The 12,795-nt window shown below is 73.7% G+C and carries 11 protein-coding genes and 1 pseudogene; 8 read left to right on the top strand and 4 right to left on the bottom strand.

Annotation, left to right across the window (positions count from 1 at the left end):
• The 7 genes and pseudogenes from C4U44_RS40905 to C4U44_RS40875 all read left to right on the top strand — a co-directional run.
• Window positions 1-341: pseudogene (locus tag C4U44_RS40905) on the top strand (UbiD family decarboxylase domain-containing protein); the annotation flags it as partial.
• Window positions 338-1,087, top strand: coding sequence for a GntR family transcriptional regulator (locus C4U44_RS40900; protein ID WP_200823591.1), 750 nt, complete (start codon window positions 338-340; stop codon window positions 1,085-1,087). The pseudogene C4U44_RS40905 and the gene C4U44_RS40900, both read left to right, overlap by 4 nt.
• A gap of 83 nt (window positions 1,088-1,170) precedes the next feature.
• Complete coding sequence (locus tag C4U44_RS40895) at window positions 1,171-1,662, top strand: (2Fe-2S)-binding protein (RefSeq protein ID WP_103891212.1); 492 nt, start codon at window positions 1,171-1,173, stop codon at window positions 1,660-1,662.
• The gene (locus C4U44_RS40890) at window positions 1,662-4,088 is read left to right on the top strand and encodes a xanthine dehydrogenase family protein molybdopterin-binding subunit (protein WP_103891211.1); all 2,427 of its coding nucleotides are present in this window, start codon (window positions 1,662-1,664) and stop codon (window positions 4,086-4,088) included. The genes C4U44_RS40895 and C4U44_RS40890 overlap by 1 nt, the downstream gene beginning before the upstream one ends.
• A 1-nt stretch (window position 4,089) precedes the next feature.
• Entirely contained in the window at window positions 4,090-4,989 is a 900-nt protein-coding gene (locus tag C4U44_RS40885; protein ID WP_103891210.1) for an FAD binding domain-containing protein, read from the top strand.
• Window positions 4,986-5,891: an alpha/beta fold hydrolase gene (locus C4U44_RS40880; protein ID WP_103891209.1), complete on the top strand. Its 906-nt coding sequence runs from the start codon at window positions 4,986-4,988 to the stop codon at window positions 5,889-5,891. Before C4U44_RS40885 ends, C4U44_RS40880 begins: the two co-directional genes overlap by 4 nt.
• A complete protein-coding gene (locus C4U44_RS40875) occupies window positions 5,888-6,988 on the top strand; it encodes an amidohydrolase family protein (protein WP_103891208.1) in 1,101 nt (366 codons plus the stop codon). Before C4U44_RS40880 ends, C4U44_RS40875 begins: the two co-directional genes overlap by 4 nt.
• Here the strand turns inward: C4U44_RS40875 and C4U44_RS40870 are convergent.
• The gene (locus tag C4U44_RS40870) at window positions 6,918-7,661 is read right to left on the bottom strand and encodes a GntR family transcriptional regulator (RefSeq protein ID WP_103891207.1); all 744 of its coding nucleotides are present in this window, start codon (window positions 7,659-7,661) and stop codon (window positions 6,918-6,920) included. The genes C4U44_RS40875 and C4U44_RS40870 overlap by 71 nt on opposite strands.
• Before the next feature lie 252 nt (window positions 7,662-7,913).
• Here C4U44_RS40870 and C4U44_RS40865 point away from each other — a divergent pair, with 252 nt between their 5' ends.
• Entirely contained in the window at window positions 7,914-9,047 is a 1,134-nt protein-coding gene (locus tag C4U44_RS40865; RefSeq protein WP_103891206.1) for an XdhC family protein, read from the top strand.
• Window positions 9,048-9,081: 34 nt separating this feature from the next.
• Here C4U44_RS40865 and C4U44_RS40860 read toward each other — a convergent pair whose 3' ends face one another.
• The 3 genes from C4U44_RS40860 to C4U44_RS40850 all read right to left on the bottom strand — a co-directional run.
• Entirely contained in the window at window positions 9,082-10,677 is a 1,596-nt protein-coding gene (locus C4U44_RS40860; RefSeq protein ID WP_103891205.1) for a carboxylesterase/lipase family protein, read from the bottom strand.
• An 81-nt stretch (window positions 10,678-10,758) separates the two neighbouring features.
• Window positions 10,759-11,430 (bottom strand): GntR family transcriptional regulator, encoded by a 672-nt coding sequence (locus C4U44_RS40855; protein ID WP_103891204.1) that lies wholly within the window; start codon window positions 11,428-11,430, stop codon window positions 10,759-10,761.
• A gap of 435 nt (window positions 11,431-11,865) precedes the next feature.
• The coding region (locus tag C4U44_RS40850; RefSeq protein ID WP_103891203.1) for an ABC transporter substrate-binding protein at window positions 11,866-12,795 on the bottom strand (930 nt) is incomplete at its 5' end.

Here is a 12,795-nt window from a genome sequence, read left to right as displayed (position 1 = left end):
CGGGGTATTTGGCGTCGCAGTTGCCGTCGGCGGCGTATATGAACAAGTTCGTGATCGTGGTGGATGCGGATGTGGATCCGCGGAGTTTGAATGATGTGATGTGGGCGGTGTGTACGCGGACGGATCCGGCGGAGGACATCGAGACGATGCGGCAGACGTGGGGGAGTCGGGTGGATCCGTTGCGGGCGGCGGGGTTGCCGCCGTTCAATACGCGTGCGGTGATCGATGCGTGTCGTCCGTGGTCGCGGTTGGCGGATTTCCCGAAGGTGGCCGAGGCGAGTCGTGAGTTGACCGATCATGTGATCCGGCGCTGGCCGGACGCACTCGGCGGCACACGGTGAAAGCCGGTACCGCCGTGCCGTCGCCGTCCGGCTTCCCGTCGGTCGGTGACGGCACCCGGCGGCTGGAACTGCTGCGCATCCTCAAGAGGAGCATGGCGGGCGACAGCATCGCCGACGAGATCGCCGTGGCGGTCGCGACCGAGATCGTCGAGGGCCGGCTGCGCCCCGGCGACGACCTCAACTCCGTCGAGCTCGCCCGCACCTTCCGCAGCAGCCGCACCCCCGTCCGCGAGGCCCTGCTGGTGCTGGAGCGCGAGGGTTTCGTCGAGATCGCCGCGCGCCGCCGGCCGCGGGTGGCCCGGCTGGCCCTGCGCGAGGTGCGCGAACTGTACAACCTGCGCGCCCAGTTGTACGCCCTGGTAAGCCGCCGCGTGGTCGCCGTCGGCACCGACGCCGACCTGGCGGTGCTCCGCGGGCACCAGCGGGAGCTGCAGTCCGCCGCGGACGACGACGACGTCGACCGCTACTTCTGGGCCAACGTCCGCTTCCGCAACGCCGAGATGGAGATCGCCCGCGACCTCACCCTGGGCCGGGTGCTCGACACCCTCGGGCTGCGCGCCCTGCAACTGCGCCACCTCAGCCTGTCCCAACCCGGCCGGCTGTGGCCCTCGGTCACCGACCACGCCCGCCTGCTGCGCGCCTACGAGGACCGCGACGCCGACCTCGCCGCCGCGCTCACCCAGTCCCTGGTGCTCGGCGGGCTCGCGGCGATCGAGCGCTCGGGCTGGACGGGGGAGGAGACCTGACGCGGCGTCACCCGATCGAGCCGCCGCCCGGCCCCCGCATCACCGGCACCGCATCACCGGCCCCGAACCACCGAAGGAAGGCCATGGCCGTTCCCCTGCGTTTCCGCCTCAACCACGAGGACGTCGAGGTCCACGTCCAGGATCCCGCGTCCACCCTGCTCGACCTGCTCAGGAACGATCTCGGTCTGACCGGCACCAAGTCCGGCTGCGCGATCGGCTACTGCGGGGCCTGCACGGTGATCGTCGACGGCCGGGCCGTGCCGTCCTGCCTGCAACTCGTCGGCCTGCTCGAAGGCCGCGAGGTGCGCACGATCGAGGACCTCAGCGGGCCGGACGGCCTCGACCCGGTGCAGACGGCCTTCGTGACGTGCGCCGGCATGCAGTGCGGATTCTGCACGCCCGGTCATGTCATGGCACTGCGCGCGCTGCTCGACCAGGAGCCCGAGCCGGACGAGGAGCGACTGCGGCAGACCGTCGACGGCAACTACTGCCGCTGCACCGGCTACGTGAAGATCCTGGACTCCGCGCGCGAGGCCGTGTCCCTGCAGAAGTCGCTCACCGGGGAGGCACGCTGATGTCGACCACGCACGCACCCGTCCCGGGCCTGCCCCGCGAACGGGATGTCCTGCCCCCGGTGATCGGCAGCGCGGTCCAGCGGATCGACGCCGTGGAGAAGGTCACCGGCAGGGCGTCGTACGCCGCCGACACCCGCATCCCGCGGATGCTGCACGCGGCCGTGGTCCGCTCGCCGCACGCGCACGCCCGCGTGCTCGCCGTCGACACCTCGCGGGCCGCTCGGGTACCGGGCGTCCACGCCGTCATCACCGGAGCCGACACCGCGCAGGTCAAGTGGGGCGCCTTCCGGCCCGACCTGTATCCGCTGGCCGTCGAGCGGGTGCGATACGTGGGCGACGAGGTGGCCGCCGTCGCCGCCATTGACCTCGAAACCGCCCGGTACGCCGCCGAGTTGATCCGGGTCGAGTACGAAGTGCTGCCGGCCGTCCTCGACCTCGACGCGGCCCTCGCCGACGGCGCGCCGCTCGTGCACGACGACGCGCCCGGCAACCTCGCGCACGAGTTCGCCTTCGACCGCGGCGGCGCGCGGGAGTGGCTGGAGCGCAGCGACGTGGTCGTCGAGGGCGTCTGGCAGAGCACCCGCCAGTGGCACGGCTCGATCGAGACGATCGGCTGCACCGCCGAGTGGTCGCAGGACCGGGTCACGATGTGGGTCAACACGCAGACCCCGTTCCTGGCCCGGCAGCGCTATGCCACCGCCCTCGGGCTGCCGCTGCGGGCGGTACGGGTGGTGCAGACCGAGATCGGCGGCGGCTTCGGCGGCAAGTCCGGCGACGACAACACCTCGGTGATCTGCGCGATCCTCGCCCGGAAGACCGGCCGGCCGGTGCAACTGGTCAACACCCGCGAGGAGGAGTTCCTCGCCAGCCGCCCCCGGATACCGATGCGCTACCACGTGCGGCTCGGATTCACCTCCGACGGGCTGGTCACCGCCAAGGAGATCGACCTCGTCGCCGACAACGGCGCCTACACCGGCAAGGCACAGGCGGTGCTCGGCGCGGCGACGGTGCGGCACGACGCGCTCTTCACCTACCGTGCGGTGAAGGCGCGCTCCCGCCTCGTCTACACCAACCTCGTGCCCACCGGCGCCTTCCGGGGCTTCGGCAACCCCTCGGCGGACTGGGCGGTCGGGCAGGCGTGGGACCTGGCGGCCACCCGGCTCGGCATCGAGGTGCCCGACCTCTTCCTGCTCAACGCGGTCGAGTCCGGCAGCGTCTCCCCGCACAACCACCGCATCAGCAGCTGCGAGCTCAAGCAGTGCATCCGGCGGGCCGCCGCCGCCATCGGCTGGTACGACAAGCGCGCCGCGCCCACGCCGCACCGCGGCCTGGCCATGGGCGTGAGCGTGCACGTCTCCGGCCGGCGCAGCTTCGGCGACTACGACGGCAGTTCCGCGATCGTCCGGCTGACCGAGGACGGCCGGGCCGCCGTCATCATCGGCGAGGGCGAGATCGGGACCGGCGCGCGCACCACCCTCGCGCAGATCGCCGCGGCCGAACTCGGCCTGGCCGTCGCGGACATCTCCGTCTCGCGCCCCGACACCGACCTGACCACCCACGCCCTCGGGGCACTCGCCAGCCGCGTCACCTACGTGGCGGGCAACGCCGTGAAGCAGGCGGCCGAGCGGGCCTGCGAGCAACTGCTGGCCGCCGCGGCCCGGCAGACGGGACGTCCCGCGGCCGAACTGTGGGTCGAGGACGGCCACGTGCACGCACCCGCCATGCCCGGCGAGGACACCCCGCTCCGTCAGCCGGTCGGCACCGTGGTGCGGGCGGAGCTCTACCGCCCCGGCGGCGAGCCGATCGTGGGTCTCGGCTCCTTCGACAACCCCTCCGAGTTCCCCGACCAGTTGCGCTACGGCAACGAGTCCGGCGCGTACAACTTCGTCGCGGAGGCCGCGGAGGTCGAGGTCGACCCGGCGACGGGCGCGGTGACGGTCCTGGAACTCGCCGCGGCCGTGGACTGCGGAACCGTCCTGAACCCGCCGCTCGCCGAGGGCCAGGTGGAGGGCGCCATCGCCCAGGGGCTCGGCATGGCGCTCACCGAGCGGTTCGACTGGGACGGCGGCGCCCCGACCCGGCCGAACTTCGTGGACTACAAGATGCCGACCGCGGGCGTGATGCCGAAGCTGCACGTCGAGTTCGCCGACTCCTACGAACCGACCGGTCCCTTCGGCGCGAAGGGCGTCGGCGAGATCGCCCTCGATCCGGTCCCGTCCATCGTGGCCAGTGCCGTGGCCGACGCGGTGGGCGTGCGCGTCCACGAGCTGCCGATCACCGCGGAGAAGATCTTCTGGGGTATCCGGACCGGCTCGACCACGCCACCGGAGCAAGCCGGGCCCGGCGGGCTCAGCGAGTCCGCCGAGCCCGCCCCGCCCGACCGGCCTGCCCCGCCCCGCGATCGCGCCCCCGGAGAGGAACGCTGAGATGACCACGCTCGATCACGGACCCGCGCCCACGGACGCGGCCCGGGAGCCCGTGCACCTCCTGAGGGCGGGCTCGCTCACCGATGCCCTCGCCCAGCTCGCCACCGAAGGGGCCGTCCCGCTGGGCGGCGGGGTCGGACACGCCCTCGCCCGGCAGGCGCGCCGGCCGGTGACGGCACGCACGCTCGTCGCCGTCGCCGACATACCGGAACTGGCGGGCATCGCCTGGACCGACGACCGGATCGTCATCGGTGCGGGCGTGCGGCTCGACGCGATCGCATCCGACACCCGGTTGCGGGAGGAGTGGCCGGTGGTGGCGGAGGCGGCCGGGTCCGTGGCGACCGCCCGGATCCGCCGGATGGTCACGCTCGGCGGGAACATCGCCGCCCGCGACGACAGCCACGACCCGCCGGTGGCCCTCGCCGCCGCGGGCGCGGTGCTGACCGTCCGCGGTGCCGGCCACCGCCGGACGCTGCCCGTCACGGAGGTCGGCTCCCTGAGCGCGGGCGAACTCGTCCAGGACGTCAGGCTCCCGCGCAGCACGCCGGGCGCCCGTATCGGCTCCGCGTACGAGAAGTTCCTCGTCCGCGGGGTGTGGGAGTACGCCTGCGTGAACGTCGGCGCCGTGGTCGCGCTGGACGAGTCGGGAACGGTCGAGCGGCTGTCGGTCGCCGTCGGGTCGGTGACCGGTGGCCCGGTCGTGGTCGACCTGGGCGCGCTGCCGGGCCGGGTGCCGGACGCCGACCTCGTCGCCGAGGCGGCCCGGCTCGCGGCCGCCGCCACCCGGCCGTACAGCGACGTGCGCGGTTCCGCCGCCTACAAGTCCCTGATGATCGCCGAGTTCACCCGCAGGGCCGTCAGCAAGGCGGCGCTGCGCGCCGCGGGAGGAGCCGACCGATGACCGTACCCGCCGTGGAGGGGCAGGCCGAGACACGCGACGGCGTCACCCTCTCCTACACCCTCCACCCGGCCTCCCCGGCCGCGCCCGACGCCGGAGCCGACGCCGTGACCGCCGCCGGGTCCGGGCCCGACGCCGGAGCGGCATCCGGAGCCGCCCCCCGGATCGTCCTCGTCCACAGCCTGGCCCTGGACCGCTCGCTGTGGTCCGGCGTCGTCGCGGCCCTCGACGGCCGCGCCGACCTCCTCACCTACGACTGCCGCGGCCACGGCCGATCCGGCAGGCCCCAAGGGCCCTACACCACCGAGCAGTTCGCCGACGACCTCGCCGACCTGCTGGACCACGTCGGATGGAGCCGCACCGCGGTCGCCGGCTGCTCGATGGGCGGCTGCGTCGCCCAGCACTTCGCGGCCCGCCACCGCGACCGCACCCGCGCGGCGCTCTTCGTGGACACCACGGCCTGGTACGGCCCCACCGCCGCGCAGGACTGGGCCGCGCGCGCGGACGCCGCCGAACGGAAGGGCCTGGCCGCCCTCGTCCCCTTCCAGCTCACCCGCTGGTTCGGCGACGCCTTCCGGCAGGCCGAACCGGGGCTCATGGACCACCTCACCGCGGTGTTCACGGCCAACGACCTCCAGGCGTACCGGGCGACCTGCGCCATGCTCGGCGCCGCGGACCTGCGGGCGTCCGCCCCGCTCCTCGCGCACCCGGCCGCGGTGCTGGTCGGCGCCGACGACGGGGCGACCCCGCCGGCGATGGCCCGGGACCTGGCCGAGCGCATCGGCGACGGAGCCGCCGTGGTCGTACCCGGCACCCGGCATCTCACCCCGCTGGAGAACCCGCGGGTGGTGGCCGACGCGCTGCTCGCCCTGCTGGACCGCGCGGCGGTCGGGGACCGCGCGTGAACGGGCCGGGCGGCGACGCGCCCGCGCCGGTCACCGACGTCCACGCCCACCACGTCGGCGCGCACGTGGTGGAGCGCATCGAGGCCGAGGGCGCCGCCCACGGCGTGCGGATGGTGCGGCAGGACACGGCGGTCCGGGTCGAGGTGGCCGGGCGGCTCAGCGGCCTGCCCCTGATCCCGCCGCTCAACGACGTGCCGGCCCGCCTCGCGTGGATGGACGCCGCCGGGGTGGACGTCCAACTGGTCGCCCCCTGGATGGATCTGGCCGGCTACGAACTCGACGGTCCCGACGGTCACTGGCTGTCCGCGGCCCAGAACGATGCACTGGCCGCCCTCGTCGCGGAGCACCCCGACCGTTTCCTCGCCGCCGCCGCGGTGCCGCTCCAGGAGCCCGGCCTGGCGGCGGCCGAACTGCGCCGCGCGGTCGGCGAACTCGGCCACCGCGCGGTGCAGATCGGCGCCCGCGTGGGGGAGGCGGGCCTCGACGACCAGGGGCTCGACGTGTTCTGGGACGCGGCCGAGGACCTGGACGTGCCGGTGATCGTGCACCCCGCGGAACTCGACGTGCCCGAACGCAGCCGGCGGCTCTTCCTCCACATCCTGGTCGGCAATCCGGCCGAGACGACGTTCGCCGCGGCTGCCCTGATGCTCGGCGGGATCCTCGAACGCCACCCGCGGCTGCGGGTGCTGCTGGTGCACGGCGGCGGCTTCGTGCCGTACCAGATCGGACGGCTCGACCGCGGCTTCAGCGCGGCCCCGCCGGCGTTCCGGGCGCGCGGCGAGCTGCGGCCGCGCGCGCTGCTCGACCGGCTCTGGTTCGACTCGGTGCTGCACGACGACGACGCGCTGCGGCACCTGGTGGACTTCGCCGATCCGGGGCACGTCGTGCTGGGCAGCGACTACCCGTTCCCGATGCGGGTGGACCGGCCGGTCGGCGCCCTCGGTGGCGCGGGCCTCGACGCCGGGCAGCGCGCCGCCGTCCTGGACCCGGCCGGGCTGCTCGGCCCGGCCGCCGCGGGCACCGGCCTCAGCGGTCCGAGCCGGTCCACCCCGAGCGCTCCACCGCGGCCAGCCCCCGGCGGACGATGGACTGCGTGAGCGCCGCCGCCAGTTGCGCTTCGCCGTCCACGTACGCGCGCACCAGCCGGCGGTGGTCGTCCACCGACGTGTCGAGGCGGCCGGGCAGGGACAGGCTGAGGTGGCGCAGCTGGAGGGTGCGGATGCCCACGGAGTCCAGCACGGCGCGCACCGTCTCGTTCCCCGCCAGCCGCGCCTCGGTGTTGCGGAACTCCACGACGAGCCAGAAGTACCGCTCCAGGTCGCCGTCCGCCGCGGCCTCCTCCAGCCGGGCCTGGATGCCGTCGAAGACCGAGATGTCCTCGGGGGTGCAGTGCGCGACCAGCCGCCGGCTGACCAGGCCGTACAGCTCGCCGCGCAGCTCGTATATCTCGCGGACCTCGGTCAGGCCGAGGCTGCGCACCCGGGGGCGTTTGCGGGCCGCGATCTCCACCAGGCCCTCGCGCTCCAGCGTCTGCAACGCCTCCCGCACGGGGGTGCGGCTGCTGCCGAACCGCCGTGCCAGCTCGACCGAGTTGAGGTCGTCACCGGGCCGCAGACGGCCCTCGACGATCCCGGTGCCGATCGCGACCAGGATCCGGGCGCCGACGCTGTCGAGGTCCTCCGACCGTCCCAGCACCCGCAGGATCTCCCGCCCGCCCGCGGTCAGCGCCGGCTCGGGCCGGCCGTCCGGCGGACCCCCGTCGACCACCATCGTCACGCACCGCCTCACCGCTCGTCGCGGACTGCCGAAAGGTCCCTCTCATGGATCACCACATCACATCACGGGTGCCCTGGGACGTTCCAATTCCCGGACCCGGTGGCACGCCGTACCCCGCGGCGGCCCGGCGTCATGGGGAGCGCGTCGCCGGTTCGTCGGCCGTCCTTCCCCGGCACCGGAACGGGCGCCCTGAGCACCGGGCGGCGGACCCTGAGCACCGCGCGGCGAACCCGGGGGACCGCGGCCATGCGTGAGCTCCTCGACCCGCTGCGCGGCTGGCTCGACGACGGGACGCCCTTCGCGGTCGCCACGGTGGTCGACGTCCTGGGGAGCGCGCCGCGCCGGCCCGGCGCCGCCATGGCCGTCACCGCCGACGGGCGGGTGGCGGGCAGCGTCTCGGGCGGCTGCGTCGAGGGCGCGGTCTACGAGGCCGCCGGCGAGTCGATCCGCACCGGCGCCGCGTCCTGGCACACCTACGGCATCAGCGACGACGACGCGTTCGCCGTCGGTCTGACCTGCGGCGGCACCCTCGGCGTCCTGGTCCGCCCCTACACCGGACCGGGGGAACGGGCCGTGCTGGCCGGCCTGCTGGACGCCCTCGGCCGCGCGGAGAGCGTCGCGCTCGCCACCGTGACCGGCGGCTCCGCTCCTCTGGGCGCGCAGCAGGTGGTGCGGGGCGGCGGCTCCGCCGGCTCGCTCGGTGACCCGGGCCTGGACCGGGCGGCCCGCCTCGACGCCCTCGGCTCCCTCGCGCAGGGCGCGACCGGCGTCCGGCGCTACGGCACGCACGGGGAACTGCGCGAGCAGGACGTCACGGTCTTCGTGCAGACCTTCACCCCGCCGCCGCGCATGCTCGTCTTCGGCGCCATCGACCACGCCGCGGCGACCGCCCGGATGGGCGCCTTCCTCGGGTACCGGGTTACGGTCTGCGACGCGCGGCCCGCCTTCGCCACCCGGGAGCGCTTCCCCTTCGCCGACGAGGTGGTCCGGGCCTGGCCGCACGACTACCTCGCGCGCACCGAGGTCGACGAGCGGACCGTGCTGTGCGTCCTGACCCACGACCCGAAGTTCGACATCCCCCTGCTGCTCGCCGCGTTGCGGACACCGGCCGGCTACATCGGCGTGATGGGCAGCCGCAGGACCCACGAGGACCGGCGGGCCCGGCTGCGCGCGGAGGGCGTCGGCGAGCGGGACCTCGCCCGGCTGGCCGCGCCGATCGGGCTCGACCTCGGCGCCCGTACCGCCGAGGAGACCGCGGTGTCGATCGCCGCGGAGATCGTGAAGTCCCGCTGGGGCGGCACCGGTCTGCCGCTGGCCGGACTGGCCGGCGCCATCCACGGCCCCGCCCCCGCGGCCCCGCACCGACTCGCCGGCCGCTGAGCGGCGCGGCGCGATGCCGCGGGGCCCCGCGGGATCACCAGGGCTGCTGGGTCCCGAAGAAGCGCTTCCAGAAGTCGAGCCGGGCCGGGTCGGCGATCGGGATGGGCGCGAACCGGGCGCCCAGCTCCATGACGACCGGCACGGCGGCCGCGTACGGCGGCCAGTGCGGCAGCCCCGGGCCGTTGGGATCGCCGGTGGCCGCGAAGTTGGCCCAGTACGCGGAGACGGTCGCGGCGACCTCGCGGTCCTCGTCGGTCCAGGCGGCGCTGCCCGGGTCGAGGTTGTCGAAGACGAACTCGATCTCGGAGCTGTGCGAGGCCCGGCGCGGCTGCTGCCCCTGGGCGGGCGACGGGTGGGTCCAGAAGTAGGTGTAGGCCGGCCGGGTCGCCCGCGCGGTCCACTCGGTGCCCCACAAATACGTGGAGATACGGGAGTTGTCGCGCACAGCGGTGTTGCTGGCCCGCGCCGCCTCGTCGTCCGAGCCGGCCGGGTACAGCCGGAGGAACTCCTCGGCCATCGGCCCGAACTTGTGCCGGGCCGCGGCGACGAAGGCGTCCAGGGTCACGTGGATCGGCGGGGCGCCGGCGTTGGGTGCGGCCGCGCCGCGCACCCGGTACTCGGCGAAGGTGGACTCCGGAACGGCCCCGCTCTCATCGAGGTTGTTGCCGGCGAGGTAGGCGACGTCGTTCTGCCGCCCCTCGGTGTAGGTCCCGGAGTACCCGTGCGGGAGCACATAGCCGTCGACCACCGGGCGGAACAGCGGCGGCTTGCCCGTGCTGCCGCTGTCCACCCCCGTGTCGAAGGCGGGGCGGCCGTCGACCAGCTTCTGCCACGGCAGGGCGCGCAGGTCGGCGAGCGAGCGCGCGCCGTGCTCGCGCGCGTACGTCTGCCCGGCCTGCTCGGCATCCGCCAGGGTCCGGTACGAGGTGGCCAGGTAGCGCAGTTCGGGATCGCGCGAGTGGCGGGCGTGGCTCTGCGCGATCGCCCGGTGGAACAGGCCCTTGGCCAGGGGCGACATCGCGAGGAAGTTGACGGTGCCGGCACCGGCCGACTGCCCGGCGACGGTGACCCGGCCCGGATCGCCGCCGAAGGCCGCGATGTTGTCGCGCACCCATCTCAGCAGCGCGATGCTGTCGAGGATCCCGTAGTTGCCCGACACCCCCTGCGCGGACTCCGCGCTCAGCTCCGGGGTCGCGAGGAAACCGAAGGCGCCCAGGCGGTAGTTGAAGGTCACCACGATCAGGCCGTGGCGGGCCAGGCTCTCGCCGTCGTACCGGGGGTGGGCGCCGGTGCCGGCCCGGAAACCCCCGCCGTAGATCCACACCAGCACGGGCAGCGGCCCGGTGCGTGCCGCGTCCGCCGGCGCCCATACGTTGAGGTACAGGCAGTCCTCGCTCATCGGCAGGTCGATGCCGGCCCGGGACGCGTCGCGCGGCGACTGCGGGCACATCGGCGCGAAGCTGCCCGCCCTGAGCACCCCTTCCGCGCGGACCGGCGGCTCCGGCGGCCGCCACCGCAGCGGTCCGACCGGGGGCGCGGCGTACGGGATGCCCCGGTAGACCGTGATCGAGCGGTCCCGGCCGGATATGCCGTCGATCAGGCCGGACTCGGTCTCCACTGGTGCGCTCATGTATCGCTCTCTCCTGAAGGGGACGAGGGGGAGTCCGGCTACGAGGACCGGGGGAGCGCCCGGAGCGGACCGGCCGGGGGACTACTTGAGGACGAGCGCGTGCCGCGCCGTTGCCACGTGGTGGCCCATCGCGGCTCTCGCCGCCTCCGGGTTGCGGGTGACGATGGCCAGCAGGATCGCCTGGTGCTCCTCGTAGGAGCCGGCCCTCGGATGGTGTGCGGACAGGTTGCGGTACTGGCGCATCACCAGCGGGTACAGCAGGGTGTCGTACGCCCGCGCCAGCGTGAACTGGTGGGCGGCGGCCTTGACCTGCTGGTGGAAGAGCCGGTTGCCCTGGGAGTACGCCGCCTGGTCGTCGCGCGAGCGGGCGTCGGCCATCGCCTCCAGGGTGGCGCGCAGTTCGTCGATCTCCTCCTCGGTGGCCCGCTCGGCGGCCCACCCGGCCAGCGCTGCCTCCAGCGTCTCCCGTGCCTCCAGGATGTCGCGGGCCTCGTCGGGCGAGAAACTGCGGGTCCGCACCCCGCGGTTGACCTCGCTGGTGACGTACCCCTCCTGGGTCAGACGGGCGAGGACCGCGCGCATGGTGCTGCGCGAGACACCGAACATCCGGGTCAGGTCGGCCTCGGTGAGCCGGGTGTCCGGCTCGATGCTGCCCGACAGCAGGAGCGAGCGCAGTTCCTCGTACGCCTGGCTGGACCGGGTGGCGGACGTCCTGCTCTCGTTCGCGACGCCGCCGTCGCTGCTCTGTTCCAACGTGATCGCCTATGAAGTGTGAGAAGGGACAACACCGGGAGACCGCTCCGGCGAACCGTGCGGTGCCCGGGGCGCGGCGGCCGCACGTCCATGCGCGAGCCGCGCCGAGGTCAGCGTAGAGGCGACGTACGGTGCCGGCGCGACTCCGGCACCACCGGGTCACGAGGATCGCCTCACGACTCCCACTTCACCTCGCTGGACTCCCTGGATTGTCCAACAACGCGCGGTCGAACGCAAGGCCACCGAGACGCCACGCGCGGGTCCCGGATCCGCACGCCGCTTCGGCGGGCTGGCGAGGCAGGATGTCATCGGCGGGTGTACCCGATCCGCTCGTGCGGCGCCGACCGGGCCTGTGAAGGGGCTGAGAGAGCTCCTCGCTGCTTGTCGGACAATGAACGGGCCCGCGGATGCACCGAATCCGTGCGGGCCGCCGGCTCACGGCAGGTACGCGTTGGTGAAGTTGTCGACGGAGATGAGGGCCTGCCCGGTCTGCAGGGCGTCCAGCGAGTTGATGAAGGTCAGGGTCGTGGTCCAGACCGACAGCTTCATGGTGTCGCTGGTGGGCCAGCCGACTTGGGGGAGGCTGGCTTTGATGACGGAGGTGGGGATGCCGGGGAGTGCTTTTTGGGCGACGGTCTGGACGGTGGTGGAGTTGATGTTGGTGTGCATGTAGGCGGTGGCCTGCTGGACGGCGGTGGCGAATTTCTTGGCTGTGTCGGGATTCTGGGTGAGGTAGCTGTTGCGGGCGACGACGATCTGTCCGTAGCCGGCTTGTGCTTCGGACCAGGCGGGGACCTTGATGGAGTCGGCGACGACGATGCCGTCGCCGGTGTCCTGGATGGCCAGGGGGGTGGGCTGGGAGGTGACGAACCAGTCGATCTGGTTGCTTTTGAGGGCTGCCTTGTCGGCGGCGGGGCTGGGCAGGGAGACCCACTTGACCTTCGAGGAGTCCACCCCGTAGGCCTTGAGGAAGACGGCTGCTTCGCCCTTGGTGTTGGCGGAGCTGGCGCCGCCGGTGGAGCCGTCGAGTGCTTTGGCGACCTGGGCGGCGGGGGTGTCGGCGGTGAGGCCGTGCGCCGTGGCGAACTTGGTGCTGACGATCAGGCCGAGGGGGTTGCCGCCGCCGTCCGCCGCGATCGCCGTCTCCGGGACGTTCTTGCCGATCGCCGAGACGAAGTCGGTCGGACTGTCGTTGAGGAACTGGATGGAGCCGGACTCCAGTGCGGAGGTGCCGGTGGCCGCGGTCGTCGTCACGTACTTGACCTTCAGCTTCTGCTTGCTGAAGTAGCCGTTGGCCTCGGCCAGCCGGATCGGCAGGTCGAAGATGTTGCCCGCGACCCCGACCGTGACCGTGGTCGTGCCGTC

This window comes from Actinacidiphila yanglinensis (genome assembly GCF_900107965.1).
GTDB lineage: Bacteria > Actinomycetota > Actinomycetes > Streptomycetales > Streptomycetaceae > Actinacidiphila > Actinacidiphila yanglinensis.
Note: the sequence above shows the minus strand (reverse complement) of the source record. Positions and strands in the feature narration are given on the sequence as shown.

What these genes read in the sequence shown, in the direction of transcription:
- C4U44_RS40895 (WP_103891212.1), top strand. Translation starts at nt 1,171, where the DNA reads ATGGCCGTTCCCCTGCGTTTCCGCCTCAACCACGAGGACGTCGAGGTC.
- C4U44_RS40890 (WP_103891211.1), top strand. Translation starts at nt 1,662, where the DNA reads ATGTCGACCACGCACGCACCCGTCCCGGGCCTGCCCCGCGAACGGGAT.
- C4U44_RS40885 (WP_103891210.1), top strand. Translation starts at nt 4,090, where the DNA reads ATGACCACGCTCGATCACGGACCCGCGCCCACGGACGCGGCCCGGGAG.
- C4U44_RS40880 (WP_103891209.1), top strand. Translation starts at nt 4,986, where the DNA reads ATGACCGTACCCGCCGTGGAGGGGCAGGCCGAGACACGCGACGGCGTC.
- C4U44_RS40870 (WP_103891207.1), bottom strand. Translation starts at nt 7,661, where the DNA reads ATGGTGGTCGACGGGGGTCCGCCGGACGGCCGGCCCGAGCCGGCGCTG.
- C4U44_RS40865 (WP_103891206.1), top strand. Translation starts at nt 7,914, where the DNA reads ATGCGTGAGCTCCTCGACCCGCTGCGCGGCTGGCTCGACGACGGGACG.
- C4U44_RS40860 (WP_103891205.1), bottom strand. Translation starts at nt 10,677, where the DNA reads ATGAGCGCACCAGTGGAGACCGAGTCCGGCCTGATCGACGGCATATCC.